Source organism: Rhodococcus jostii NBRC 16295 (genome assembly GCF_001894825.1).
GTDB lineage: Bacteria > Actinomycetota > Actinomycetes > Mycobacteriales > Mycobacteriaceae > Rhodococcus_F > Rhodococcus_F jostii.
In genome coordinates, this window is sequence record NZ_BCWY01000014.1 from 1 (window position 1) to 25,562 (window position 25,562).

A 25,562-nucleotide genomic window follows, 5' to 3' on the forward strand; every position below is an offset into this window, starting at 1 on the left:
CACCTCGAAGGCGCCGGAGCGACCGGCGCGGACATCCAGCCCGGTTACGTGCTTGCGTGCCAGGTCGACTTCGGGGCAGAAGCCGGCGGGGGCGTCGAATCGGGGAACCTCGTGGATCTGGTCACCGGGGCCGCCACTTCCCTTCCCGTTACGCCCAGCGGCAGCGGTGCTGTCACCCTCGGCCCCGGCGAGGCGGTCAGCGTCGACATCATCGACCTCGAGTCGGCCGACGCCTACGGCGGAGAGTCGCACTCGGCGTACAACAGCTTCGAGGGTACCGACGGTTCGGTCACCTGGGCCGACTCGACCCTCGGCGTGAGCGGGTGCGCCGGCTACGCGCAGGCGCGGTCGTACGTGAACGTGTCTGTCGAGACGGACAACGTGAGCAGCACCGTCACCCTGTGGGGACAGCCCTTCAGCATCGGGTGATATTCGTTCCACCAACGACTCCGGGCCCGTGCACGCAGCTGCTGCACGGGCCCGGAGTCGTCGAAGCGCTATTCGCGGGTCTTATCGAGGTTTGCCGCCTTCTCAGCGGGCATTGCGTGCGCTCCGTCGGAACTCGCTGCTGCCCCGTCGGTTTGGAGGCTCACTTCGAGGATGTCGCGGATCTGGATCAGCAGGTCGGCCTCGCTGGCCTTCTTGTCGGCCGGCTCGGTGATGAACCGCTTCTTCGCGGCGTTGGCCGGGACGATGAGAATGAAGTACACGACCGCGGCGATGATCACGAAGTTGATCACTGCCGTGATGACGGCACCGATGTTGATGAAGGTTGCAGGGTTGTCGGAGAGAATCTGGTAACCCCAACCCAGATCGTTGGCACCGCCCGCAACGGCGATCAGCGGATTGATCACGTTGTTGGTGAACGATGTGACGATCGCGGTGAACGCGGCTCCGACTACGACCGCGACGGCGAGGTCGAGGACGTTCCCCCGGAGCAGGAAGTCCTTGAATCCCTTGAGCATGTCGTCGTCTCCTCGAGTGGGTGGCAAGTCATCCAGCACTGTCTGGCAGAAAAGCCTAGTTCAGCGCGGCTCCGCATGACGGGTCACTGAAAGGTCACGGTGATCGCGCTGGTGAGGGATGCCGCGGCCACCGCCGTGGCGTCTGATGCCGGAAGGGCCAGCATGACGACGCGTTCTCGCTGGTCGCGCCCGTTCTCGGACGGTGTCACCAACACCACGACCGCGCGCGATGCCAGCACGGTGGCGCCGGACCGCCGGTCCGGGTTCGCTGGTGTGTCGGGATCGACCGTGAGTACGTCGACGCGATCGCCCTTACGCAGGAGTTCCGTGACGGCGGGATCGGCGAGCCGGACGGGGACGATGCGGGCGTCCTCGATGCCTGCTGCTGCGGCGGCCAGACGCGGTCCCAGCACCCGGACGTCGGTGAGGGTCTCGCCGGCACGGGCCGGTCCGGCGAGGGTGCGTCCGGCGACGTCGGCCACGGCGGTGACGGCTCCGTCGGGAAGGCTCCCCGCTTCGAGTTCCACCAGTTCGACGTCGGCGTCCGTGAGCACGACGCCCGGTTGCAGATCCCGGGCCGCCACCACGACCGCGGAACGTGCGGAGTTCGGGTCTCCGCGGGCGAGGAGACCCAACGCGAGGCAGACCAGTGCGGCGGCCAGCACGCGTCGGGCCACGAGGGTGCGGGCCCAACCGGGATGGGTGAGATCCGACAGCCGGTCGGCCCAGGACGGGCGCAGGCTTCGGTGTGCTCGGTTCGGCCGGCGGCGACCGGTCTGGACAGGCTCGAACGACATGATTCGACGCTAGGAGACCGGCACGCCTTCGGAGGCCCGGAAAAGGCCCGCCTGTGGATGGACGAGAAGTTGTGGATAACCCGGGGGTGACGCGTGAACTAGCTGGCAGCAGCCTTGGCCGGTGCGGCGGTCGCGGTGCTCGTCGAGCTGGACGAGGCCTTCGACGAACTTTCCGTCTTGGCGGCGGGCGCGGAATCGGTCTTGGCCGGCTCGCTGGCCGCGCCGGACGTGCCACGGCTGTCGGTGCGGTAGAAGCCGCTGCCCTTGAAGACGATGCCGACGGAGTTGAACAGCTTGCGCAGCTTGCCCGAGCACGCGGGGCAGACGGTCAGCGAGTCATCACTGAACGACTGGACGATGTCGAAACGGTTGTCGCATTCCGTACACGCGTATGAATAGGTGGGCACTGGGGTTCCTCCGCACTGTGTAGTCAAACCGCAGGTTTTAGCACTCTACAGCCGACAGTGCCAACAACGCTAATCAGAGAACTATTCCGGGATCGACGCCGTTCTCACTCCTCCCCGAGGGGGATGAGGCCCGAGCCGGGTGTGAGCGCCCACCCCATACGGATGTCATGGGGGTCCTCGGGCAGTTCGGACACCAGCTCCTCGTCGCGGACCACGGTGATCAGCCGCGCGTCGGGTGCCGCGAGGCCGAGGGTCCGGTCGTAGAAGCCCGCACCGCGGCCGAGTCGCACGCCCCGCCGGTCTACAGCCAGGGCGGGGACGAAGATGGTTCCGGCCGAACGGATCTCGTCGGGGTCCCAGGCGGGTCCCGTGGGCTCGCGCAGGCCGTAACTCGCGTCGGCGAGATCGTCCGCCCCGGTGAACTCCGACCAGTGGAGGGGCCCCGGACCTCGAGTGATCGGGACGAGGACGCGGCCAGCCACCCGGCGGAGGGCGTCGAGGAACTCCAGTGAGCCGGGCTCGAGTGCGGTGGGTACGTAGGCGCAGACCGTCGATCCGTCGGCGACGCCGACTGTGACGAGTCCGACAAGTGCCTGGTCCTCGGATGCGCGGAGTTCGGGGGTCAGTGCGCGCCGCCCGGAGAGCACCAGTTCACGCCACTCGGCCTTTGTTCGTGCCTGCATGCCCCAACCCTAAGGCCGTCCACGGAGGGCCCTCGACCGGTTCCCGGAGGTCACTGTCAGGATCTTGGTGACTGAAGAGTAGGTCCGCACCGTTATGGTGTGGGCATGACAGACGCCGCACCGCACACCGCCAGCGCCTTTCGCACGGCTGTCGTGCCCGCAGCGGGAATGGGTACGCGATTCCTCCCCGCGACCAAGACCGTGCCGAAAGAGCTGCTCCCGGTGGTGGATACGCCGGGTATCGAACTCGTGGCCGGAGAGGCCGCGGATTCGGGCGCCGGCCGGCTCGTGATCGTGACGTCGCCGGGTAAGGACGGAGTGGTCGCCCACTTCGTCGAGGACCTCGTTCTCGAGAGCAAGCTCGAGGCCAGCGGCAAGTATCACCTGCTCGAGAAGGTGCGGAAGGCTCCCGGCCTGCTCGAGGTGGAGTCCGTCGTTCAGGACGAGCCTCTCGGCCTGGGCCACGCGGTCGGCTGCGCGGAGTCGGTCCTCGACGACGACGAGGACGCCATCGCCGTGCTCCTCCCGGACGACCTGGTGCTGCCGCGCGGAGTGCTCGAGACGATGTCGCGAGTCCGCCGCAAGCGTGGCGGTACCGTCCTCTGCGCCATCGACGTCCCCAAGGACCAGGTGAGCGCGTACGGCGTCTTCGAGGTCGAGACGGTTCCCGACGCCACGAACCCGGACGTCCTCAAGGTCACCGGCATGGTCGAGAAGCCTGCCATCGAGGACGCGCCGTCCACGTTCGCCGCCGCAGGCCGTTACCTCCTCGACCGCGCGATCTTCGATGCGCTGCGACGGATCGAACCCGGCGCCGGAGGCGAACTCCAGCTCACCGACGCCATTGCTCTCCTCATCAAGGAAGGCCATCCCGTTCACGTCGTCGTGCACCGAGGCACGAGACACGACCTCGGAAATCCCGGCGGCTACCTCCGCGCTGCGGTTGACTTTGCGTTGGACATGGACGAGTACGGCCCGTCGTTGCGCGAATGGCTGATCGACCGATTGAAGCGGACGGATTCCTAGAAGCTCGGGAGGCAACAACTTGCGGTCGGTCGAGGAGCAACAGACGATCGTGACCGCGGCCGCGGTGGCGCCGCGGCCGGTCCGTGTGGCGATCTCCGAAGCCCAGGGGCTGCTGTGCGCCGAAGAGGTGGTCACCGAGCGTCCCCTTCCTGGCTTCGACCAGGCCGCGATCGACGGCTACGCCGTCCGCAGCGTCGACGTCCAGGCGGCCGGAACCGACATCCGGGACGACGACGGCGCGTCCGTGGAACTGTCGCTGCCCGTGGTCGGTGAGGTCACGGCTGGTTCGCGGCAGCCGATCCGGCTGCAGCCCCGTCAGGCCGTCAAGGTCGATACGGGCGCACCTCTCCCGACGCTCGCCGATGCCGTCCTTCCGCTCGACCGTACGGACGGCGGCCGTGCTCGCGTCAAGATCTACAAACCGGTCCGCTCCGGCGACTACGTGCGCCGTGCCGGCGACGACGTGCAGCCGGGAGACGTCGCCGTCCGCGCGGGCACCATCATCGGGGCGGCCCAGGTGGGGTTGCTGGCAGCCGTGGGTCGCGACAAGGTGCTCGTGCATCCGCGGCCGCGGTTGTCCGTCATCTCCGTCGGAGGCGAACTCGTCGACGTCGACCGCACCCCCGGTCCGGGGCAGGTCTACGACGTCAACTCCTACGCGCTGGCCGCCGCCGCCCGTGACGCCGGCGCCGACGTCAACCGGGTCGGGATCGCGAACGCCGACGCCCGTCGACTGCGCGAGGTGGTGGAGGGTCAGCTGATCCGCTCCGAGATCGTCGTCATCGCGGGGGCGGTCGGTGGCGGTGCCTCCGAGGACGTCCGCGACGCACTCGCCGATCTCGGCGACCTCGAGGTCGACCGGGTCGCGATGCATCCGGGATCCGTCCAGGGGTTCGGCCAGCTGGGCCGCGACGAGGTCCCCACGTTCCTGCTCCCGTCCAACCCGGTGAGCGCCCTGGTGGTGTTCGAGGTGATGGTGCGCCCGCTGATCCGCATCGCCCTCGGGCGCAGGCAGCCGATGCGGCGCGTCGTCACAGCCCGCACGGTCGCACCCATCACATCCATCGAGGACCGCAAGGGTTTCCTTCGTGGTCAGCTCATGCGCGACGAGGCGACGGGGGAGTACCTCGTCCAAGCTCTCGGCGGAGCGCCGGGCGCGTCCTCGCACCTTCTCGCCACGCTGGCCGAGGCCAACTGTCTCGTCCTCATCGATCCCGAGGTCACCGAGGTCCGGACCGGTGACCAGGTGGATGTGGCCTTCCTGGCGCAGCGGGGCTGATGACGCCGCGACAGTGTGAGACGGGATGACACAGCATCCGGGTTGGCCGCCGCATCTCGGGCCCCTGCGGGTGAAGGGTGGCGTCGTCACCGTGCGCGCCATCAGGTTGCGTGACGCGTCCGCGTGGAGTCGGTTGCGGACTCGCGACCGTGCGCACCTCGAACCGTGGGAACCGACGGGGGAGGCGCCGTGGGAAGCGCGCCACCACATCTCGGGATGGCCCGGGCTGTGCAGCAGTCTCCGTTCGGAGGCCCGGAAGGGTCGCATGCTGCCGATGGCCATCGAACTCGACGGCAACTTCTGCGGCCAGATCACGATCGGCAACGTGGTGCGGGGTGCGCTGCGCTCCGCCTGGATCGGATACTGGGTCGCGAGCGACGTCAACGGCCTGGGCGTGGCCACGGGTGCCCTCGCGCTGGGGTTGGATCACGCTTTCGGCCCCGTGGGGCTGCACCGCGTGGAGGCCACCGTCCGTCCGGAGAACCTGGCGAGCCAGGCGGTGCTGCGCAACGTCGGCTTCCGCGAGGAGGGTCTGCTCAAGCGCTACCTCGACGTCGACGGACAGTGGCGTGACCACATCCTGGTCGGCATGACGGTCGAGGACGTGCCCGGCACGGTGTCTGATTCGCTCGTGCGCAGTGGCAAAGCCACGTGGGCGTGACCGCCGAAACGGACATGGACAATCGTCCAGCTACGCGGCAGTTATTTTACGGTATCAAAGGTTCCTGACCGGGCCCTCCGCTTTCGGCAACTCTTTGCCGGATCGTTTCCTCACCCTGTTCGCGCCATGTCGAGCGCCACATTTTCGCGTTACGCATGTGACACCTGAGTATGGTGAGATCGGCGCGTCTGCGAAGATGTGCGTGTTCATGCGGTTAGCCTGGGTGGGTCAACAGCGGTATCCATGCTGGTAGACGATTGGGAGGAGGTCGCCGTATGCCGAACTCGTTTCTCTGGATCGGGCTCGTCGTCGTATGGCTCTTCGTCCTGGTCCCGATGCTGGTGAACAACCGCCCCCGGATTCGGCAAACCAGTGACGCAGCACTCGCTACGCGCGTGCTGCACCGCGGTGACAAGCGTCCCGTGCAGCGTGGACCCGCCGCAGGACACCGCAGCGACCCGTACTGGCAACCGGAACCGGACCACTACGGCTACGACGCGGAGGACCTTGTGGACACTCACGCAGAGGAAGACGATTTCGACAGTGAGCGGGCACCGGTCGGCGAGTACGTGCCGGTTCGCCGGGGACGCGGAGGCTTCGATCCCGAGGCCGACGCGATCGCTCGCGAGGCCAGGTACGCGTTTCGTCAGAGGTCGGTGCTCGGGTTGGTGTTCGCGACGATCATGTCTGCGGCACTCGGCCTGATCATCTCCCCGCTCATGTGGTGGGCGTTCGCGGCGGGCGTGGCCGGCCTGTTCGGGTACATGGCATATCTGCGCCGGCAGGTTCAGATCGAGCAGGAGATCCGGCGTCGGCGGACGGCGCGCCTCAACCGCTCGCGGTTGGGCGTCGAATCCCACAGCGACGAGGAGCTGCGCCTCATTCCCGCCCGGTTGCGGCGTCCGGGGGCTGTCGTCCTCGAAGTGGACGACGAGGACCCCGAATTCGATCACCTCGAGCACTTTGACGACCAGCCGATGCAACAGGCGACGATGCGCCGGGCAGCCGGTGAGTAGCCGGGCAATTCGGGCCGAAAGCCACGTCGGTGTAGGCGATTCGCTCCCCGCGTGGGTGGCCTGCTAGAGTTTGCCGAGCGGATCGCAGGATTCGCAAACGGGGCTGTGGCGCAGTTGGTAGCGCGCTTCGTTCGCATCGAAGAGGTCAGGGGTTCGATTCCCCTCAGCTCCACCACCGAAAAGGCACTCTCTCCATCCGGAGGGGGTGCCTTTTCTGCGTTCCTGCCCAGGTGGATGACGTCACCGGAAACGAAATTTGCCAAATGGTAACTGCATGCTGTGTACTGTCCGTAGGTCGTCACGGGGTCGGCCACACGGGGTGGGGGAACATGCAGGCAATGGACAAGATCTCGAAGTTCCTGGAGCCGGTGACGGTGGTCGCGACCATCACCGCGACGATGTTGCTGGTGAACGTGCTGTGAACTCCGGCCGACCTTCCGGCGCCGCCCGGGACACCGGACTTCCGCTGACCGATCAGCACCTCCAGGCGACGACACCGAACCCGTAGGGGTTCCCACATACTGCTCGAGTCCCACCTGGCTCGGGCATCGCTGGTGGTGCCGGTCCCCCGACACCGGCACCACCAGCACCTCCGGTCGGTTCGCTCGATACCATGGCAGCGGCAGCGTCGCCGTAGATGTGGTGTCGTGTCGTGAATACAAGGGGGGTGCACAGTGGGCGCGCGTCGTGTTGTTCGAAGGCTGACCATGGTCGGGCTGGCGTTGGCCTTCTTGGCCGGGCTCGGGTGGGTAACCGTTTCGGCGTTCCCGTCGGATGCCGCCGCCGACCCCCAGTACCACGAATGCGCCGGCAGTCGGTGCGACGACGGATCCCCGGAATCCCCCGGCGGCGGCAAGCCCCATCACCCAGATCCGCCGTGCGAGAGCCTGCGCGGATGCGGCGGAGAGCCCAGTGAGACTGGGGAACCCAGCGAGACACAGGAGCCCAGCCAGACGTGGGAGCCCAGTGAGACATGGGAACCCAGCGAGACGGCTGAGCCGAGCGAAACCACCGAACCGTCCGAGACCACCGAACCGACGAAGACCTCGACTCCGTCGACGTCACGTGTCGTGGTCGCGCCGCCGCCCCCGATCCAGTTGCCGTCGGCGGCGGAGCCGAAGTTCTCCCGTCCCGACTCGTCCGGGGACGACGATTCCGGAGACGACCTGGGTGCCGACGTGGGCACCTCGCCCCCGGGTTCCGAGGGAGCAGCGGGTGGTGGAGCACCGGCCGGAGGTCCCGGTTCCGGCGCCGCCGCCGCGCCCGGCCCGAGTGGGCCCGCGGATTCGGCACCGGAGGATCGCCCCGCCGGGAATCCCCCGAACAGTGACGGGTCCTCGCCTGCCGCCCAGTCACCCGCCCAGGGCGATCCGGATGCTGCGCCGCCGGGAATGGTTCCCGTGGTCCACAGCGAGCCGTTGCCTGCGATCACCGTTCTCGGTGGGGTCGGCGTCCTCCTCTGCTGTGCCGGGGGAGCGGGTGCGTTGACGTTCAAGGGCGCTCGCGCACAACAGGCGCGCATCGCAACCGCGCGGGCGGAGTTCTTCCCGCCCGCTTCGAATGCAGGGGTGTAGTCGTGGGGGCGAACAGATCTCATCGGCGAGTCGCGGCGGCCGTGGACGCGGTGTGCGACGCGGCGGCCCGTGCCGAAGCAGTGTCACTCCGGCACGTCGTGGACGCGGTGGCCCGCGAACGACAGCGTCCCATCGAACTCGATTTCACGACGGCGATGGCGCCCGGCGTCTGCGGTCAACGGCGTGCCTACCCCGACCGGGACGTGATCGTGCTGGCGCCGGGGCTGCCGGACCTCGACCGCACGCTTGCGCACGAGCTGGGTCACATCGTGTTTCGGCACGAGGGCGCCGAGATCGTTGCCGCGACACTCGAAGCCGGTGACGATCTCATCGCGTACATGCTCAGCCAGCGGTCGCGGCGTCGGGACGACGAACAGCCGTCCGGCGAGGTGGCGGAGTGGGAGGCCGAGACGTTCGCGTCGATGCTGCTCATCCGGTTGAAGACGATGCAGGGACGCGGAACTCCCGTGTCCGTGCTCCGCTACGACGAGGCGATCGGCTGATGGGCTGGCTGGTAGCGCTCGTCGTCTGGACTGCCGCCGGCGCCCGCATCGGCCGGGTCGCGGCACGTCAGCCGACGCCGCTGCGTGTGGCGATGGTGGTAGCGGTGTCGAGCGCGGCACTCGCGTCGACGCTGGCGATTTCGGACGTCGCCGAGCGTCTCGACACGCTGGCCCCGACCGCCGGTCTGTCGGAGATCCTCATCGAGCTGGCCTGGACACTGTTCGCCGCCGCGAGCGCGGTCGGTGCGGTGTCGGTGTGGCCGATCCTCCCGCGTCCGGCCCTGCGGGCGGTCGCCGTCGTCGTGTACACCGTGGCCGTCGTGCTCGGAATCGGGCTCGCCGGTGGATATCCCGTCCCCGCGCTGGTGTTCGTCGTGATCGCCTTGACAGCGGTGGTCGTCACCGGGGTCCGGCACGTCGCGTGGACTCCGCTCGGTCGCGGAATCTCGCTGATCGTCATCGGGTCCGCAATCGTCCTGGTCGCGGCGGCCGTGGGGCTCGTGCGTGAGGTCTCGGGGCAGATGTGGACCGTGGGCTCCGCGCCGGCGTACACCGTCGCGGCCGTCGTGGTGTCGGTCGGTACCGTCTGGGTGCTCGTCGAAACCTGGCTGCGCGCACGGCAGGATCTGCGCCGCATGAGCACACTCCATTCGGTGCTCGTCTCCCGCTTCCCGGAAGTCGTCGAGGGCGACGGCAAGGGGAGCACGACCGTTCTCCGCGCCTCCGACGCGGTCGCCCACGTCATGGATGCGCTGTACCTGCAGTCGGGTGCGGGCATGCTCGACACGGACGAACAGGAACTTCCGGAATCGGCTGCGGACCGTGCCCGGATCCTCGCCCACTGGATCGACGACCCGGTCAACTCGGACGTTCTCGACACCGAGTGGATCGCGCCGCCGCAGGGCGTGTCGCCGCGCCGATGGGTGCTGGATCTCGCCGACGCGTACGAGGACTTCCTCGAGACCAGTCCCGCCCCGGCGAAGGCGGACACCGTCGAATCGGCGACGGAGTAACCCAGACGGCTCCTGCCGCCGGTCAGTTCGGAGAATCGGTGACCAGCCACCCGCAGGGCGTGGCGAGGCTGTCGGCGTCCGGAGGTCCCATGGACCCGGCGGGGTACGGCTTGGCCGGGGGCGGGTCCCGGAGCAGTGCGTCGGCGACGGTCCACACGTGTGCCAGTCCGTCGGGGCGGGTGAACAGCGACCGGTCACCGTGCAGGACGTCGAGGATGAGCCGCGAATACGGGGCGAGGGCGTGGGCGAGCGGCACGGTGTCGAGGGGAAGACCCAGATGCCCCACCGACAGCGTGTCGTCGGGTCCGGGTTCCTTTACGACCATGGCGATGTCGATCTCACCGTCCCCGGACAGGTCGAAGGACAGGACGGCGCCGTCCGGCGGAATGTCGGTGAGTGGGCCTTCGGGACTTCGGAAGACGAGGCTCACCTGTTGCCGGCTGACGCCCAGCATCTTTCCGGTCCGGAGGAGGAACGGCACTCCACGCCAGCGGTCGGTGTCGACCCACAGCCGGGCGGCGACGAACGTCTCGGTGGTCGAATCGTCCGCGACACCGTCGACGTCGCGGTATCCCTCGTACTGGCCGAGCACCACCTCGGCCGGATCGAGGGGACGGAACGCCCCGATCACGGATTCACGGGCGGACTGGAGGTCGTCGGCGCCCAACGTGGCCGGCGGCTCCATCGCGATCTCGGCCGCGACCTGGAACAGGTGGGTCACCAGCATGTCCAGGACGGCGCCGGTGGCGTCGTAGAACCGGGCGCGGTCGTCGATGTCGAGAGTCTCGGGCACGTCGATCTGCACCTGCTCGACGTGCTCGCGGTTCCAGACGCCCTCGATCATTCCGTTGGCGAAGCGCAGGATGTTCAGGTTCTGGGTGCTCTCCTTGCCGAGGAAATGATCGATTCGGTAGATCTGCTTCTCGTCGAGGACGTGGTGCACGGCCTCGTCTAGTTCGGTGAATGCCTCCTGCGAGGTCCCGAAAGGCTTCTCGTACACGACGCGTGCGCCCCGGGCGAGGCCGTGCGCGCCGAGCGCGCGTGTGGTCTCGGCGAACGCGACGGGTGGCAGGGCCAGGTAGTGGACCAACTGCGCGTCTGAGGCGCCGAGGTCGTCGCGGGCCTGCTGCACCGCCGTGGGGAGCGTTCCCGGGTTGTCGGGGGTGAATCCGCCGCCGGCGAATCTGAGCCGCCGGGCGAAGGCATCCCAGTCGGCGTCGTCGTGGGGCACTCCGAACTGGTTCACGACGTCGCGCACGTGGTCGCGGAACTGATCGTCGGAGACGTTGCCGCGTCCGGTGCCGATCAGCATCCATTCGGAGTTCAGCAGACCCGATTGGGCAAGTTGGAAGAAGGCGGGGAGGACCATCCGTTTGGACAGGTCCCCGGTGGCGCCGAAGAGGACGAAGATCGTGGGACCGAGCTGCGGTCTGTCAGCCATTGCTCCATCATGCGCCACGTGCGCACGCCGGGCGGGGCATTTCCGGAGCCGTTGCCGGACGCGTCCAGTGAGCGATATCCGGACGCGCGGTGCGAACTTCTACCGAACTCGTTGTGGCCCAGGCATTCCGGTGATTAGCGCGACGCGTCCGGTGGGACCTCCGGCAGGCCCTCGCTGGCCCGCAGTTTCTCGGCCATCGTGGTGAGCAGACTCTGTGATTCTTCGGAGAGGTCGAACGCGCGGCTTGAGAGCTTGCGGAGCCCGTATCCCTGGAGTTGCGAGAGAAGCTCGAGATCGTGGTCGATCTTCGCGGCGTAGATGTCGTTGAAGAAGTAGTCGGGCTTCACCTTGAAGAAGCGGGCGAAAGCCGCAACCGTCTCGTCGGAGGGGTTGGTGCGTTGTCCCGACCGGAGTTGGGAGATGTAGGGCTTCGAGATCTGATGTCCGTCTGCGATGAGTGCGGCCGCGACCTCAGCGTTGGTATGCGGTTTACGTCCCGGAGGGTGGACCGTGTCGAAGAGCTTGTTCAACCGCGCAGCAAAATCTGCCATTGTGAGCCGCCGGGTCCTCTCTCGTGCGGGCGTCAGTCGTGTGAACGACACCGTACCACGATGATAACCGATTGATAACTCACGCAGATAGAGGCAAAACGTCGCCAGAATGCACCATTCGTATTTCTTATATGTTTCAACGACTGCGCGGCGCATGCTTACTGCTCGATGTCGCCGAGGGGGCCCTCTGCGCTCGTCACGCACGCCTTACTGTTGAAAGTTCAAGAGAGCCGCCGATGTGCGGCGTGGTGCGCCTGTGGCAACTGATGTGCCGGCCGGGGCAACCGCATGGTTGCTCCTTCAATCACTGGGAGTTAGCTGGCAGGGTTGCGGGGGTGTGCGCTGTGAAGCGAACCTGCTCATACACCCAGCTCAGGGGCAATGTGTTGCGTTGCGCATCGCAACGTCCGAATGTCGCTCGCGGACTGAGGGGCCTCGTGAACACTACTGCGAAGGAGTGGCATCCGCACGGGCGGCGGAGTCTGCGCGGCCGTCCGACCCGGTCGCGGCGCCGTCCGACGCGCGAGTTCGTTCGCCGGTGTTGGACTATTGTCCAGCTCAGCCCGGGTTTCGGCACCTCGTCACGCCCCCGAGTCTGGTCAAATCTGAAGCCGTCGGGGATGATTGTGATATGGAACACAGAATGAGTGACGCCGAGCTTCGGAAGGCGATTCGAGTTCTGCGCGAGCGCGCCGACGACGCCCGGCATCGAGGACACGACGACGACGCCAACGGAATCGAGAAGACGATTCGCACCTATCAGGAAGAAATGACCCAGCGGTTGTGAACTGTCACGAGCCGACCCCACAGCGGGGCCGGCTCGTGTGTGTTCGTGCGAAAAGCGCCTTCGTAGTCGCGTGCGCGCAAACAGATTGCGTGCGTAGACTTCCAGCCGACACGGATCGGTGACGACGGGGGCTCGCACGACTATGGCGATCAAGACGCTCGACGGCAAGAAGTGCCTGATCACGGGTGCAGGTAGCGGCATCGGGCACGCGACAGCCCTGTCGGCGGCGGCGGAGGGCGCCGAACTGTTCCTCACCGACATCAACGAGGTCGGCCTGGCGCAGACGGTGGAACAGGTCGGCGGCCGCGGCGGCACCGTCAGCTTCTCCCGTGCGCTCGATGTGTCCGATTACGACGCCGTGGCCGCATTCGCCGCGGATGTCCACGAACAGTTCGGAAGCCTCGACGTCGTCATGAACGTCGCGGGAATCTCTGCGTGGGGCACGGTCGAGAACCTCGAACACCGTCACTGGAAGTCCATGGTGGACGTGAATCTGATGGGTCCGATCCACGTCATCGAGAGTTTCGTGCCCCCGATGGTGCGCGCGGGGCGCGGCGGTCACCTCGTCAACGTATCTTCCGCGGCGGGGCTGCTGGCGCTTCCCTGGCACGCGGCGTACAGCGCAAGCAAATTCGGGCTCCGCGGGGTGTCCGAGGTTCTGCGGTTCGACCTCAAACGGCACGGCATCGGGGTGAGCCTCGTGGTTCCCGGGGCGGTGAAGACGCCGTTGGTGGGCACCGTCGAGATCGCCGGAGTGGACCGTGACGACCCGCGCATCCAGAAGGCGATCCACCGCTTCGAGAAGCGCGCCGTCACGCCCGAGAAGGTCGCGTCGTGCATCATCGCCGGCATCAAGAAGGACCGGTACATGGTGTACACCTCGCCGGATATCCGGTTCGGCTACTGGTGGGCCCGCAAGTTTTCGCCGCCCTACGACTACGTGATGCAGAAGGCCAACGATCAGTTCAGCAAGTTCCTGTAGGAGCTAGGGCGTGCCGGTGCGGGAACTCGGGGCCAGCACCGTCCCGTCGGTGAATCGCACGCCGTCGGTGCATCGGCATTCGACCTGGCCGCCGCCGAATTGTTCCGCGTGAAGTCGTGCGTACAGTCCTTGTTGCGCAAGGAGTTCGGTGTGCGTGCCGCGTTCGATCAGTGTTCCTTCGTCGATCACGAAGATCACGTCGGCGTGCTGGATGGTGGACAGGCGGTGGGCGATCGCGAGGGTCGTCCGTCCGCGCATCACCTCACCGAGGGCTCTCTGGACGAGTCGCTCGGAGACCGTGTCGAGCGCCGACGTCGCTTCGTCGAGGATCAGCACGCGGGGGTTCTTCAGCAGCACCCGGGCAATGGCCAATCGCTGCTTTTCGCCGCCGGACAGGCGGAATCCTCGCTCGCCCACCAATGTGTCGTATCCGTCGTCGAATCCGAGGATGCGGTCGTGAATGTTGGCGGCCACCGCGGCGTCCTGCAGTTCGGCATCGGTCGCGTCCGGTTTGGCGTAGCGAAGGTTGTCGGCGATCGAGGCGTGGAACAGGTACGGATCCTGGGTCACCATTCCGACCGCCTCGGCGAGGGAGCTCATGGTCAGGTCGCGCACGTCGTAGCCGTCGACCCGGACCGAGCCACTGTCCACCTCGTACAGTCGCGGCACAAGGTAGCAGAGCGTGGTCTTTCCTGCGCCGGACGGTCCGACGAACGCGGCGAGCTGACCCGGCTCGATTTCCAGGGAAGTGCCCGCCACCGCCCAGCGCCGGCTCCGACGTTCCGCCGGTTCGGTTTCGGGCGCCGCCGCCGCCGGAAGGCGAGTGGCGACGGTCGAGACGCCGCGCAGGCCGCCGCCTCCGCCGCCGCGACCCAGGCTGCGCAGCGCCACCGGGTCGGGATCGGCGGTGGCCAGCCGGACGGGCGCGGGATACGCGAAGTACACGTCGTCCAACTCCACCCGCCCGGGCGAGTCCGCCGGCAGTTCGACGGCGTCCGGGCGATTCACGATCGCGGGCTGCAGGTCGAGGTATTCGAAGATGCGGCGGAACAACGCCATCGACGTCTGGACGTCGAGAGTAACCCGCATCAGCGAGACCAGTGGCTGCAGCAGCCGGGCCTGCAGAGTCGAGAATGCGACGAGCGTGCCCGCCGAGAGCGCCGCGGAACCGCCGCTGACGAGATACCCCGCCAAAAGGTAGACGAGGGCAGGAGTGATCGCCATGAACGAGCTGACGACGGCGAAGAAGCCCTGACCGGTCATGGCTTGCCGCACCTGAAGTTCGGTCTGCCGGGCGTTCTCGGTCCGATACCGGTCGAGTTCGGTGTCGGCCTGATTGAACACCTTCGTCAGCAGCACACCCGAGACGCTCAGCGCTTCCTCGGTGATCGCGGTCATGTCCGACAACGACTCCTGCGTCTTGCGTGCCAGAACCCGTCGCCGGGCGCCGACCCGCCGCTGCAGGTAGACGAAGCCGGGAAGCAGCGCGACTGCGAGAAGCGTCAGCTGCCACGACAGCAGCACCATCGCGATGAGGGACGCCGCGACCGTGACGACGTTGGACAGGATGTTCGACGCCGTCGACGTCAGTACCGAGCGCACCCCACCGACATCGTTGGCCAGTCTCGATTGGATGGAACCGGTCTTGGTGGACGTGAAGAACGCCAGTTCCATCTTCTCGAGATGAGCGAACAACCGCTCCCGCAGATCCGCCATCGACAGATTGCCGACCTTGGTGGTGAGGTAACTCTGGCCGACGCCGATCACCGAACCCGCCAGCGTCACCGCGATCATGGCCAGCACCAGCCACAGCAGCAGCGTCAGATGGACACCGCTGCCGTCAGTGGGAAACAGCGCGCGGTCGAACACCGCCTTCGTGAGGAAGGGATTGACGATGCCGAGGAGGGAGGACACGACGATCGCGGCCGCGACGAGCACCAGCCACCCGCGGTAGGGACGCAGCAGCGCCCAGATACGAGGCAACAGCGAAGGCTCGTCGTCAACCGACGGGGCCTGCTGCGTGGATGTGGGACCGGTCGCGGGCATCTCCCCATCGTGCCCATCCGCCGCAGTCCTGGCGAGCAGATTCGGTTACGGCTGGTTGCCGTGATCGGGAATGCCGAGTTCGTCTCGCACGGCGGTGAGGAACTCTTCCTGGGCCTTCATCCCGGCCTGGAAGTGGTCGACGAATTGTTGCTGGCGGGTGGACAGGGTGTCCGCGGGCACGGTGTCGTCTTCTGCGAGGTCGACTGTCAGCCAGCTGACGGTCTCGGTTCCGGACGAATACTCCACCACCATCCGCCGTGCGGGTTCCACCACCGGTGCGGATCCGATCAACTCCACCGCCGCGAATTTCGAGGTGAACACGACCTCCTGGTCGTGCAGCGGTGTGATGATGTCCTGCACGGTGGCCAGCAGCATCGGCCCGTCGAAGCGGTCGAACGCCATCGAGACCGAACCCGAGGTGAGGCGCACCTCGTTGGCCGCGGTCAGGAGTTCCGAGTAGATCTGCTGCCGTTGCGTTCGCAGGAACTCGTTCTCGGATTGGAACACCGTCGCCTCGACCTGATTCGACGTGTTCAGGAGGGTGAACACTCCTCCGCACAGGGAACCGATCAGCGTGCCGACGACGGCGATCGCCGCGACCAGCAGACTGAGACGGAACTCGTGACGCCGCGCGTCGGGGCGTGGCACGTCCGTGCGGTCGAGATCTTCGGCGAGAACTCGCCGGTCACCGCCGCCGCGTCCATGCTCGTCCATCGTCCCGCTCCGTTCCGTGCGCTACCGGTCGAAACCGACTTTTCCGTGCGATCCGGGCCGCGTCGCGAGTAGCCGACTACGCGAGTCGTGAAACCTTGGGTGGGGTCGGTGCGATATGTGAAGTAAGCGGTGATCGATGATCGCTTTCGAGGCGGCACCGGAGTCGCCGAGCGTCACCGTTCACCGTCGGCGTCGGGGACACTCGGAATCGAAGGTGAGCACAATGAACAAGATCGCACTCCGCACGGCAGTCGCCTCGGCCGTGATCGCCCCGGTGATGCTCCTGGGCGCAGGAGCGGGCACCGCGACAGCAGCACCCATCCTCACAGCAGGCGCGACGGGCACGATCGTCATCGAGGTACCCACAGGGGAAAGCTGGAACTGCCTCGCGCTCGACTCGAACTTCGGACTCAAAGGCGGCGTGGGCCATGTGGGCGGCTTCGCGGCGGGATCCGACGTGACGGTGTTCTGCTTCGGCACCACGGCGCCGTTCTTCTTCACCGGCAGTGTGAAGGCGGGAACGTAGCGTAGTCGGAGAGTGGAAAGTCGGGAACCGGTACCGATTGCTCTCGGCGACAATCAGGTTCGGCTACGGGTCTGCGGTGGTGGAGGGTCCCCCGAGTCGCGAGTGCTGAGCCGGGCCACCTGCGCCGCGAGGTACTGCTGCTCCGGCACATTCGTGGTGCGGTTCGCCGCCGCCCGGTAGTGCGCGAGGGCCGATTCCGGGTCGCCTGCCAAGTCGAACAGATGGGCCCGGACGGCGTCGAGTCGGTAGTGCCCGGCCAGCGCCTCGTCGAGCGGCTCGAGCATCGTCAGTCCCGTGGCCGGACCGTGCACCATCGCCGCGGCCACCGCACGGTTCAGCGTCACCATCGGATTGTCGGACATCCGCTCGAGCAGGCCGTACAGCGTGAGGATCTGCGCCCAGTCGGTGTCCTCGACCCGGTCCGCGTCGTCGTGGACCGCCGCGATTCCGGCCTGCAGTTGATAGGCCCCGACCGAGCCGTGGGCGACGGCGTCCAGCACCACGCGCTGACCCTCGACGATCAACTCCCGGTTCCACATCGTGCGATCCTGCTCGGCCAGCGGGATCAACTCGCCGTGTGGACCGGTGCGGGCGGGACGACGGGCGTCGGTCAGCAGCATCAATGCCAGCAGCCCACCGACTTCACCGTCGTCGGGCAGCATCGCGTGCACGGCCCGGGTGAGCCGGATCGCCTCGGCGGACAGTTCGGTGCGGTGCAGATGGTCGCCGATGCTGCTGGCGTACCCCTCGTTGAAGATCAGGTAGAGCACGTGCAGGACGGACCGCAGGCGTTCCGTCCACTCGTCACCCGTCGGCCGCCGGAACGGTATCCCCGACGTCGTGATGCGCTGCTTTCCTCGGCTGATCCGTTGAGCCATGGTCGATTCCGGGACCAGGAACGCGTTGGCGATCTCCGCGGTGGTGAGACCCCCGACTGCGCGCAGCGTCAACGCGATGGCCGACGCCGGTGTCAGAGCGGGATGGCAGCACAGGAACAGCAGGAGCAGGGTGTCGTCCCGATCCGGCACGTCCCTGGACGGCGGTGCCTGCCGGGCAACGACGTCCTCCCGCGTGCGGCGGGCGATCTCGCTGCGGATCTGATCGGTCATCTTGCGGGTGGCGGTCTGGATCAGCCAGCCGCGTGGGTTGTCCGGCAGTCCCTCTCGCGGCCAGTGCTCGGCGGCCGCGAGCAGCGCCTCCTGCACCGCGTCCTCGGAACCCTCGAAGTCACCGGACCGCCGCACGAGCGCACCGAGGACCTGCGGCGCCAGTTCGCGCAGCAGGTCCAGGGTGGCAGGGTCGGTCTTCACAGATCGGTGTCGGGCGCGCCCATCACCTGCCGCACTTCGATCGCTTGCTGGATCGGCGCCCCGCCCGGGCCCGGTGCCGCCGATGTCTGTGCGGCGATCTCCAGCGCCCGGGCCTCGGACTCCACGTCGATCATGCGGTACCCGGCGAGCAGTTCCTTCGATTCGGGGAACGGTCCGTCGGTCACCGCCGGAGCGCCCTTGCCGTCGAACGTGACGCGCTTCGCGACGTCGGGCCCGGCGAGTCCCTGCGCGTCGACGAGTTCGCCCTTCGCGACGAGTTCCGCGTTGAGGTCCTGCTGGAACCGGATGTGCGCCTGCACCTCCTCCGGTGTCCACTCGGTCATCGGCACATCGCATCCCGCGCCGCCCTCGTAGTGCTGCAGCAACATGAACTTCGGCATCTCTGTCTCCTCACCCGGTGTGGCGCCCATTCTGGCGCTTTCACGAACAGGACGGAGCACAACCGAGGTTCTCGACATGCTTCGAGAATTTTCTTCGAAGAATTTTTCAGCGGTGACCGGCGTGGAGGCAGTCCTCGAACAGCGTGCGCACCTCGTCGACGTGCCGATCGAGATCCGCGAGGTCCCACCCGTCGGTCGGCACGGGTGCGAGCACGTCGACGTCGACCGTACCGGGGTGCGCGACCAGGGAGTTCCGCCACATCCGTTCACCCGCGTTGTGGATGACGATCGGCACGATCGGCACCCCCGCCTGCATCGCCAGGTGGAACCCGCCCTTCTTGAACTTGCCGAGGCGCGGGGTCGCCGAGCGGGTGCCCTCGGGGGCGATCGCGATGGAGATGCCGGACTGCAGTTTCTCCACGGCCGGGCGGAGTGCGGCTCTGGCCTTCGTGCTGTCGGTCCGGTCGATGTACGCCACGTCGAGGAGCGCGCCCACGGGAATGAACCGGGGGTCGCGCGCGGCCTCCTTCTTCGCGACACCGGTGACATCGCGTCGGATGACGCTGCCGATCACCAGCATGTCGAGCGAACTCTGATGATTGAACATGAAGACCGCGGGCCGGGCCGACCACGCATTCTCCTTGCCCTTGATGCGCACGTTGATCCCGCAGATCGCGAGTGCGAGATCGGGTCCGAAGCTGCCGACCAGATTGGCGCCCGTCTGCCGGTTCTGGGTGAGCAGGCCGGCGGAAACGCCGAACGCGGCCGCACCCATCAGGGCGCCGATGGCCGTGGTGGTGCGCGCGATGGACATCGGGTCGGCGCCGCTCTCCGGAGGCCGCAGATTCACCGACGGCCATCCGTTCTGCCGCGCCGTGGCCGCCAGCTTGCGGTCGGGATTCAGCGCCACCGGATGTCCCACCGATTTCAGCATCGGAACGTCCTCCGCGCCGTTGGAGTACGCGAAGCTGTTGCCCAGATCCACGCCGTGCTCGTCCGCGTACTCGCGCAGGGCCTCGGCCTTGGCGGGGCCCCACAGCGCCGGCGATTCGAGCTTCCCGGTGAGCATGCCGTCCAGTACCGCGGGCCGCGTGCACAGGACGTCGTCGACGTCGATGTCGAGGTCCGCGGCCACCGACAGCGCTTGATACGGGGTGGCGGACGTGGCCATCACCACCCGGTGACCGGCATGCCGGTGCGCGGCGAGCAGACCACGGACCTCCGAGAAGATCATCCGCGCGATCTCCTGGCGGAACAGCCGCTGCCCCCACTCCTGGAGCTCGTCTTCCATGCGCCCGGCCAGACTCTCCACGCCGATGCGCATCAGATTGCCGACATCCGCACCCCGGAACCGGGTGTCCACCGCGGCGCCCGTGGTGCGCAGCAATTCGGCCACACTGATGTCGAAGCGGCGCAGTCGGTCCCGGTAGACGACGCTCGCGGAGTACCCGCTGATCAGTGTGCCGTCCAGATCGAACGCCGCGAGGGTGGCCGGGCCGGGAACCGCGGCCGCGATGTCGTCGTGGAGACTGCGGGGATCGCTCATCTACTCACCTACCACCCATCTGGTCGAGATTCTCGTGCGCGATGGCCCGGATGCGGAGCACCTGATCGATCAGGGTCTGGAGTTCGGCGTCGAACTCCACCCGCCGGGCCGCCATGTTCTCGGCATTCGGTTCGACCAGGCCCCGGTTGCGTGCCAGCTTGAGCGCGGTCGTGAAGAGTTCCGCCGAAATCGACTCGCTGCTCCCGATCTGCTGCCGGAGACGCCGCTGCTCGGCGAGCGCGAGGCACGACGTCATGAAGGCCTTCTCGTCGAACTTCCGGTCCACCGGGGTCCGGAGCAACTGAGCCGCCACCACGGCGTACGCCTCCAGGAACGGCTGCAGAACCCGGTGTGCCAGATGAATCCGCATCCCGGACAACAGGTTCGCCGCATGCTGCGGGTCACCGAGGTTCGACTCCCACGCCGGGTCGATCAGATCCAGTTCGGAACGCAGTTCCTTACGGAAGCTGTCCTTCTCGCTGAAGAAGAACTCGAACTTGAGGAGATCGCGCATGCGCAGCGCCAGATCCCATCCGTCGTTCAGCGGATCGGTGAACTTCTGGTCGACCGCCGCCCGCAGCACCATCTCCGCGATCGCCCGCATCACCAGGAAATGAATGGTGTTGTTGCGGTAGAACGCTGCGACGAGGTGCTGATCCCGCCCGAGGTAGAACACCCGCTCGCTGCCCTGATCGAAACTGCGCAGCACACCGGAATCGAGGTGCGTGCGCACCGCCTTGCGGATCACCTGCGGGTCGGTCAGGTCGACGTCGCCCGCGGTCGGCAACGAGCGCGCGGTGATGTAGTCCACGAGGGGCCCGAGGACAGCGCCGACCTCGGCGACGGTGAGCGCCCGATCCTCGATTCCGAGAAACGCGAGCATCACGAGCGAGGACGCGGTGACAGGGGTGACCTCGTTGATGCGGTGACACACCTCGAACGCCGTCTTCTGCACCGCCAGCCGCAGGTCGTCCTCCTGGCCGAGGTAGTCCGCCAGCGACATCGGCCTGCCGACGTTGACGTGCGCGACACCGTGCCGTTGCCCCTGCGCCCGAACGTATCCGAAGAGCCAGCGCAGACTCTCCTTGCTCTTCGCCTGGCCGTGCGCCTCCGCCGCCATCGCCCCGACCTCGTAGAGTTGGTCGTAGGTCAGCGACACCGGCACCAGGTACACGTCCGACATCCCGCTGTCCTGGAAGGCCTTCGCGAGGTAGTTGAGCAGACCGAACCGCGGCGGCCGCAACTTCCCGGTGCGGCTGCGCCCGCCCTCGATGTACCACTCGAGGTTGAACCGTTTCGTGAGGAGATAGCGCATGTACTCGCGGAGCGTCCACTTGTAGATTTCGTCGCCCTCGATCTTCCGGCGGATGAACACGGTGCCGCTGCGCTTGCCGATCGGTCCGATCGGCCAGAAGTTGATGTTCAGACCGCCCATCACGTGATTGAGCGGAAGGTCGTTCGCCAGCAGTGCCGGCCGCAGCACCAGCGGGTCGAGGTACGAGCGGTGGCTCGGCAGGAACACCAGGGAATGCTCCTTGTTCAACTCCCGCAGTTCGTCGAGCCGGGTGGTGTCGACGTCGAGGCGGTAGGCGCGGGAGAAGTAGCGGCCCAACTGGTCCCACAGCGCGATGGCCCGCCTGCTCTGGGCGGCGACCATCTCGTCCAGTGCGCCGCGGGCGCGGCGATCCACCTCGGCGACGGGCAGATTCAACTTGCCCGACAGTGCGTGGGTGCCGTCGTGATACCGGCTGGCGTCGGTGATCTCGTCGACGACGAATTTCGACACCTTGTACTGGGTGCCCAGCAGCGTGCGTTCGGCCCGTTCGAGGGTGAGCGCGGCCTGGCGGCGGATGAAATCCGGAAGTGACCCGCCGCCGTTCTCGGCGAGCCGGCGTTCGAGGTCGCTGAGCGGCGCCGGGTCACCCTCCAGGACGTGGCACCGAGCCGGGTCGTCGCGCATCACGCGGCGCTGCGTGTTCTGCCCGGGATGCAGCGGGTCGCGCAGCGACAGCGTCTCCCGCAACCGCTGCGCGCCGTCGGGATGGGTCTCCTTCGGCAGCCAGACCACCCGGAGCGGGGTGAGCAGCGGATCATCCTTCCGCCGTGCGAGATCGGCGAGAGCCTGATCGGTGACGCGGACGGTTGGCGGCGGCTGCCCGGTGTCGTTCGCCTGCCGCTCCAGCCACGTCCGGAGAACGTCGTCCTCCATGTCGCTCATCGTCTCGATGAGATACACCCGCGGCCGCGTCCTCTGTTCGTCCATCGCGCCAGCCTTCCTTTCACCCACGGCCCAGCTCGACGATCTCGTCGAGACTCTCCTGCAGGCACGACATGAACCGCGCCGGCTCGGTGACGGCGGCGGTGTCGAGATTGACGCCGATGCAACACGTGCCGACGTGGGAGACCAGGGTGGCCATCACAGCGCAGCCGGGGGCCGGGCCGAACGGGAACATCCGCTCGATCCGGGCTCCGGCCAGATACACGGGCACCGGCACACCGGCGACGTTGCTGGCCTGCAGATCGAGACCCGTCGACTGCGAGAGGTACCAGTTCGCCAGCACCACCGTCGGAAGCCGGACCAGGATCGGGGCGGCCGAATCCAGCAGTCCGAGCGCGGGTTCCTGACGCAATCCGAGGATGATCGCGCGCACCTTCCGGATCCGTTCGATCGGGTCGCGCTCACCGACCGGCCCCGCGAATCGGGCGGCGGCGAACCGGTTGCCGCCGGTCGGATCCGACGCCGATCGCATGCTCACCGGCATCCCCACCGGAATCGTGTCGAGGTCGTGGCCGAACGATTCGTGATAGCGGCGGAAACCGCCCAGCAGGGCGGCCACATACGCGTCGTTCAACGACCCGCCGGCGACGTGAGCGGCGGAACGTAGTTCGTCGACACTCACCTCGAGCACCCCGAACCAGCGTCCCAGCCCGCGGTCGCGCAGCAGGTCCGAACCCGTCGTCGGGGGAGGGGTCACCACTCGGCGGATCGAGTTCGCGTACCCGGCGACCTCCGTGACACTGCCCACCGGGTCGAAGACGACGGTCCTCGCCGTGCGGACCGCGCCGCGGATCAGGCCGCCGATCCGGCCGGGGGCGCTGCGCACAGTGTCGAGTGCCTGCTCGAACAGGGCCCCGCCGCCCGACATCTGCTCCGGCAGCGGCGCGGGCCGATCCGGTTTGTCCGGTGACGGTTCGGGGCGCCTGCTGTGCAGCAGGGTCATCAACTGGATGCCGCCGAGCCCGTCCGTGATGCTGTGGTGCGTCTTCACCACGTAGACGGCGCGGCCGTCGTCGAGTCCCTCGATGAGCATCGCGCTCCACGGCGGGCGGGCGCGGTCGAACGGCTCGGTCGCCATGTGCCTGCACATCCGCAGCGCATGGTCGAATGTCGCCGGCTCCGGCAGCCGCACCCGCGACAGGTGATAGTCGAGGTCGAACTCGGGGTCGACCGACCACATCGGGTTGCCCAGCCGCAACGTCGGCTCCACCACCCGCATCCGGATGCGGGGCACCATGTGCGACGCCCACTCGTGGGCGCGCACCAGCCGCTCCCAGTCCGGCGGTTTGTCCAGGACGTCGACCGCGACGATCGGGGAGCGCAGCTTCGGCTGCACCTCCTCCATCCGCCACATCCCCGTCTCGAAGTCGGACATCGTGCGGTCCGCTCCCCAGGCGACGTCGGAGAAATCCACGTCGACGGCACTCGGTGGTATCAGAGGTTCGCCGTCGGCCATGCCCACCCTCATTCGGTTGCTCGAGTTGCCCTCAGCTGCTGCTTTTCCAGTGTGGACCCGCCCCGCAGATCGCGTCCCTGGTTCCGGCGGATTGCGCTCCGGACTTTCTGTCCAAGGTGAGGGCGTGCCGACTCTCCACCACGCGACGCTCGACAGGATCGACCCGGCCACGCTCTACCGGATCATGGTGCTGCGGACAAACGTGTTCGTGTTCGAACAGGGCATCGTGTCGGAACCCGAACTCGACGGCCGCGATCTCGAGCCGACCACCACGCAGTTCTGGGCCGAGGAAGACGGCGAGGTCCTCGCGACACTGCGGGTACTCGCCGACGAGCCGGTCCTGCATCTCGGACGCGTCGCCACCGCCGCCCCCGCGCGGGGCAGGGGACTCGCGGGACTCCTGCTCGAAGCCGTGTTCGAGCAGTTCCCGGGTCCGATCGAGATCTCCGCCCAGGCCTACCTCGAAAACTGGTACGGCCGTTACGGTTTTCGTAGAACCGGCGAGAACTACCTCGAGGCCGGCATCGACCACCTGCCGATGAGGCGCTCCGCGCCCGTGCGTGGTTGACGAGTCCCCGGACTCCTTCACCACGCACGGAGTTGTCGTAGGCTGCCGTCATGGCGAAAAGCTTCGACTACTCCGAAGAGGTCGCGTACCCGATCGACCGGGTGCACGCGACGGTGACGGATCCGGCGTTCTGGCAGCACCGGTTCGAAGAGGCGCCGGAGAAACTCACCCTCGACGACAGCCGTGGCCCCGGCACGCTGACCGCGACGATGCGCGACACCATCGGCGCGTCCTCCCTCCCCGGGCTGGTCCGCAAGGTCGTGTCGGGTGAGCTGAAGGTCGAGCGCGCCGACGAGTGGGGCGCCCTCGACGGCGACCACGCCGACGGCCGGGTCAGTGGCAGCTCCACCGGCATCCCGGTGAAGATCGAGAGCACGGCGGTGCTCCGCGCATCCGGCGATGTCACCGTCCTGCGCCTCACCGGGTCGGTGCAGGTCAAGATTCCGCTGGTCGGCGGGCAGATCGAATCCCTGGTCAGGAAGCTCGTCGGCGACATGGTCGGGCAGGACCGCGACGCGATCGAGAAGTGGCTCGGCGACCGCTGACGCTCACACCCCGGACGCCGGGCGGTCGAGTTCGACGTCCAGTGTGCGGGCACCCGGCCCCGCCGTGCCCAGACGGTCGTGGGAGTTGACGATCGCGCAACTGCCGAGCGACAGACACCCGCAGCCGATGCAGCCGGTCAGGTTGTCGCGGAGCCGGATCAACTGCTCGATCCGCTGATCCAGATCTGCATGCCACCGCGTCGAGAGTTTCTCCCAGTCCTTGCGGTTCGGCGTGCGGGCCTCCGGCAGGGTCGCGAGGGCCTCCCGGATCTCGGCGAGCGGAATCCCGACGCGCTGGGCGATGCGGATGAACGCCACCCGTCGCAGGGTGTCCCGGCGGTAGCGCCGCTGGTTGCCGGACGTCCGCCTGCTGGAGATCAGCCCCTCGCGCTCGTAGAAGTGCAACGCCGAGACAGCTACGCCGCTGCGCTCCGACAGCTGTCCGGGCGTCAGTTCCTTCGCTCTCCACTCGGGCATCTCCACGACG

At 67.5% G+C, this 25,562-nt stretch carries 27 protein-coding genes and 1 tRNA gene; 14 read left to right on the forward strand and 14 right to left on the reverse strand.

Features of this window, described 5'->3' with window-relative positions:
* The coding region (locus tag RJ1_RS11425; protein WP_174694968.1) for an MspA family porin at positions 1-429 on the forward strand (429 nt) is incomplete at its 5' end.
* A gap of 68 nt (positions 430-497) precedes the next feature.
* Here RJ1_RS11425 and mscL read toward each other — a convergent pair.
* The 4 genes from mscL to RJ1_RS11445 form a co-directional block, all read right to left on the reverse strand.
* Positions 498-965, reverse strand: a complete 468-nt coding sequence (gene mscL, locus RJ1_RS11430; RefSeq protein WP_073360041.1) for a large conductance mechanosensitive channel protein MscL — start codon at positions 963-965, stop codon at positions 498-500.
* An 83-nt stretch (positions 966-1,048) separates the two neighbouring features.
* Positions 1,049-1,762, reverse strand: a complete 714-nt coding sequence (locus RJ1_RS11435) for an SAF domain-containing protein (RefSeq protein ID WP_073360042.1) — start codon at positions 1,760-1,762, stop codon at positions 1,049-1,051.
* 98 nt (positions 1,763-1,860) lie between these two features.
* A complete protein-coding gene (locus tag RJ1_RS11440; RefSeq protein WP_073360043.1) occupies positions 1,861-2,169 on the reverse strand; it encodes an FmdB family zinc ribbon protein in 309 nt (102 codons plus the stop codon).
* A gap of 104 nt (positions 2,170-2,273) precedes the next feature.
* On the reverse strand, positions 2,274-2,852 hold the full coding sequence (locus tag RJ1_RS11445) for a 5-formyltetrahydrofolate cyclo-ligase (protein ID WP_073360044.1): 579 nt from the start codon (positions 2,850-2,852) through the stop codon (positions 2,274-2,276).
* Between the two features lie 105 nt (positions 2,853-2,957).
* On the opposite strand from RJ1_RS11445, the gene RJ1_RS11450 reads away from it, so the two are divergent.
* The 8 genes from RJ1_RS11450 to RJ1_RS11490 all read left to right on the forward strand — a co-directional run bounded on the left by RJ1_RS11450 (position 2,958) and on the right by RJ1_RS11490 (position 9,924).
* Positions 2,958-3,878 carry a UTP--glucose-1-phosphate uridylyltransferase gene (locus tag RJ1_RS11450; RefSeq protein ID WP_073360045.1) on the forward strand — a complete coding sequence of 307 codons (921 nt, stop codon included), beginning with the start codon at positions 2,958-2,960 and terminating at the stop codon, positions 3,876-3,878.
* Positions 3,879-3,897: 19 nt separating this feature from the next.
* Entirely contained in the window at positions 3,898-5,157 is a 1,260-nt protein-coding gene (glp, locus tag RJ1_RS11455) for a molybdotransferase-like divisome protein Glp (protein ID WP_073360046.1), read from the forward strand.
* Between the two features lie 25 nt (positions 5,158-5,182).
* Positions 5,183-5,818 (forward strand): GNAT family N-acetyltransferase, encoded by a 636-nt coding sequence (locus tag RJ1_RS11460; RefSeq protein ID WP_073360047.1) that lies wholly within the window; start codon positions 5,183-5,185, stop codon positions 5,816-5,818.
* A gap of 275 nt (positions 5,819-6,093) precedes the next feature.
* Complete coding sequence (gene sepX / locus RJ1_RS11465) at positions 6,094-6,834, forward strand: divisome protein SepX/GlpR (protein WP_073360048.1); 741 nt, start codon at positions 6,094-6,096, stop codon at positions 6,832-6,834.
* Positions 6,835-6,933: 99 nt separating this feature from the next.
* Positions 6,934-7,009 (forward strand) — tRNA-Ala (locus RJ1_RS11470).
* A gap of 532 nt (positions 7,010-7,541) precedes the next feature.
* Positions 7,542-8,408 carry a cell surface protein gene (locus RJ1_RS11480; RefSeq protein ID WP_073360049.1) on the forward strand — a complete coding sequence of 289 codons (867 nt, stop codon included), beginning with the start codon at positions 7,542-7,544 and terminating at the stop codon, positions 8,406-8,408.
* A gap of 2 nt (positions 8,409-8,410) precedes the next feature.
* On the forward strand, positions 8,411-8,911 hold the full coding sequence (locus RJ1_RS11485; RefSeq protein ID WP_073360050.1) for an ImmA/IrrE family metallo-endopeptidase: 501 nt from the start codon (positions 8,411-8,413) through the stop codon (positions 8,909-8,911).
* Positions 8,911-9,924 carry a hypothetical protein gene (locus RJ1_RS11490; RefSeq protein ID WP_073360051.1) on the forward strand — a complete coding sequence of 338 codons (1,014 nt, stop codon included), beginning with the start codon at positions 8,911-8,913 and terminating at the stop codon, positions 9,922-9,924. Before RJ1_RS11485 ends, RJ1_RS11490 begins: the two co-directional genes overlap by 1 nt.
* A 22-nt stretch (positions 9,925-9,946) precedes the next feature.
* Here the strand turns inward: RJ1_RS11490 and RJ1_RS11495 are convergent, their stop codons facing one another.
* Together RJ1_RS11495 and RJ1_RS11500 are read right to left on the reverse strand one after the other, a co-directional pair.
* On the reverse strand, positions 9,947-11,365 hold the full coding sequence (locus RJ1_RS11495) for a glucose-6-phosphate dehydrogenase (RefSeq protein ID WP_073360052.1): 1,419 nt from the start codon (positions 11,363-11,365) through the stop codon (positions 9,947-9,949).
* Between the two features lie 134 nt (positions 11,366-11,499).
* Entirely contained in the window at positions 11,500-11,916 is a 417-nt protein-coding gene (locus tag RJ1_RS11500) for a helix-turn-helix domain-containing protein (RefSeq protein ID WP_073360053.1), read from the reverse strand.
* A 643-nt stretch (positions 11,917-12,559) separates the two neighbouring features.
* Here RJ1_RS11500 and RJ1_RS46710 point away from each other — a divergent pair.
* Both RJ1_RS46710 and RJ1_RS11505 read left to right on the forward strand, forming a co-directional pair.
* On the forward strand, positions 12,560-12,703 hold the full coding sequence (locus RJ1_RS46710) for a hypothetical protein (protein ID WP_162850290.1): 144 nt from the start codon (positions 12,560-12,562) through the stop codon (positions 12,701-12,703).
* Positions 12,704-12,845: 142 nt separating this feature from the next.
* Positions 12,846-13,685, forward strand: coding sequence for an SDR family oxidoreductase (locus RJ1_RS11505; RefSeq protein WP_073360054.1), 840 nt, complete (start codon positions 12,846-12,848; stop codon positions 13,683-13,685).
* 3 nt (positions 13,686-13,688) lie between these two features.
* On the opposite strand, the gene RJ1_RS11510 is transcribed toward RJ1_RS11505, so the two are convergent.
* Complete coding sequence (locus tag RJ1_RS11510; protein WP_073360055.1) at positions 13,689-15,731, reverse strand: ABC transporter ATP-binding protein; 2,043 nt, start codon at positions 15,729-15,731, stop codon at positions 13,689-13,691.
* Between the two features lie 45 nt (positions 15,732-15,776).
* Positions 15,777-16,445, reverse strand: coding sequence for a hypothetical protein (locus RJ1_RS11515; protein ID WP_240319948.1), 669 nt, complete (start codon positions 16,443-16,445; stop codon positions 15,777-15,779).
* A gap of 223 nt (positions 16,446-16,668) precedes the next feature.
* Between RJ1_RS11515 and RJ1_RS11520 the strand changes: the two genes are divergently transcribed.
* Complete coding sequence (locus RJ1_RS11520) at positions 16,669-16,971, forward strand: hypothetical protein (RefSeq protein WP_073360057.1); 303 nt, start codon at positions 16,669-16,671, stop codon at positions 16,969-16,971.
* 53 nt (positions 16,972-17,024) lie between these two features.
* Here the strand turns inward: RJ1_RS11520 and RJ1_RS11525 are convergent, their stop codons facing one another.
* The 5 genes from RJ1_RS11525 to RJ1_RS11545 all read right to left on the reverse strand — a co-directional run bounded on the left by RJ1_RS11525 (position 17,025) and on the right by RJ1_RS11545 (position 23,962).
* Entirely contained in the window at positions 17,025-18,281 is a 1,257-nt protein-coding gene (locus RJ1_RS11525) for an RNA polymerase sigma factor (RefSeq protein ID WP_073360058.1), read from the reverse strand.
* The gene (locus RJ1_RS11530) at positions 18,278-18,682 is read right to left on the reverse strand and encodes a YciI family protein (RefSeq protein ID WP_073360059.1); all 405 of its coding nucleotides are present in this window, start codon (positions 18,680-18,682) and stop codon (positions 18,278-18,280) included. The genes RJ1_RS11525 and RJ1_RS11530 overlap by 4 nt, the downstream gene beginning before the upstream one ends.
* Before the next feature lie 106 nt (positions 18,683-18,788).
* Positions 18,789-20,228 carry an HAD-IB family hydrolase gene (locus RJ1_RS11535; RefSeq protein ID WP_073360060.1) on the reverse strand — a complete coding sequence of 480 codons (1,440 nt, stop codon included), beginning with the start codon at positions 20,226-20,228 and terminating at the stop codon, positions 18,789-18,791.
* A 4-nt stretch (positions 20,229-20,232) separates the two neighbouring features.
* Complete coding sequence (locus RJ1_RS11540; RefSeq protein WP_073360061.1) at positions 20,233-22,491, reverse strand: glycerol-3-phosphate 1-O-acyltransferase; 2,259 nt, start codon at positions 22,489-22,491, stop codon at positions 20,233-20,235.
* Between the two features lie 16 nt (positions 22,492-22,507).
* Entirely contained in the window at positions 22,508-23,962 is a 1,455-nt protein-coding gene (locus RJ1_RS11545; protein ID WP_073360062.1) for a wax ester/triacylglycerol synthase domain-containing protein, read from the reverse strand.
* A 124-nt stretch (positions 23,963-24,086) separates the two neighbouring features.
* Here RJ1_RS11545 and RJ1_RS11550 point away from each other — a divergent pair, with 124 nt between their 5' ends.
* Both RJ1_RS11550 and RJ1_RS11555 read left to right on the forward strand, forming a co-directional pair.
* The gene (locus RJ1_RS11550; protein WP_073360063.1) at positions 24,087-24,530 is read left to right on the forward strand and encodes a GNAT family N-acetyltransferase; all 444 of its coding nucleotides are present in this window, start codon (positions 24,087-24,089) and stop codon (positions 24,528-24,530) included.
* Positions 24,531-24,580: 50 nt separating this feature from the next.
* Entirely contained in the window at positions 24,581-25,075 is a 495-nt protein-coding gene (locus tag RJ1_RS11555; protein ID WP_073360064.1) for a DUF2505 domain-containing protein, read from the forward strand.
* Positions 25,076-25,078: 3 nt separating this feature from the next.
* Here RJ1_RS11555 and soxR read toward each other — a convergent pair whose 3' ends face one another.
* Positions 25,079-25,558 carry a redox-sensitive transcriptional activator SoxR gene (gene soxR / locus RJ1_RS11560; protein ID WP_073360065.1) on the reverse strand — a complete coding sequence of 160 codons (480 nt, stop codon included), beginning with the start codon at positions 25,556-25,558 and terminating at the stop codon, positions 25,079-25,081.
* Between the last annotated feature and the right edge of the window lie 4 nt (positions 25,559-25,562).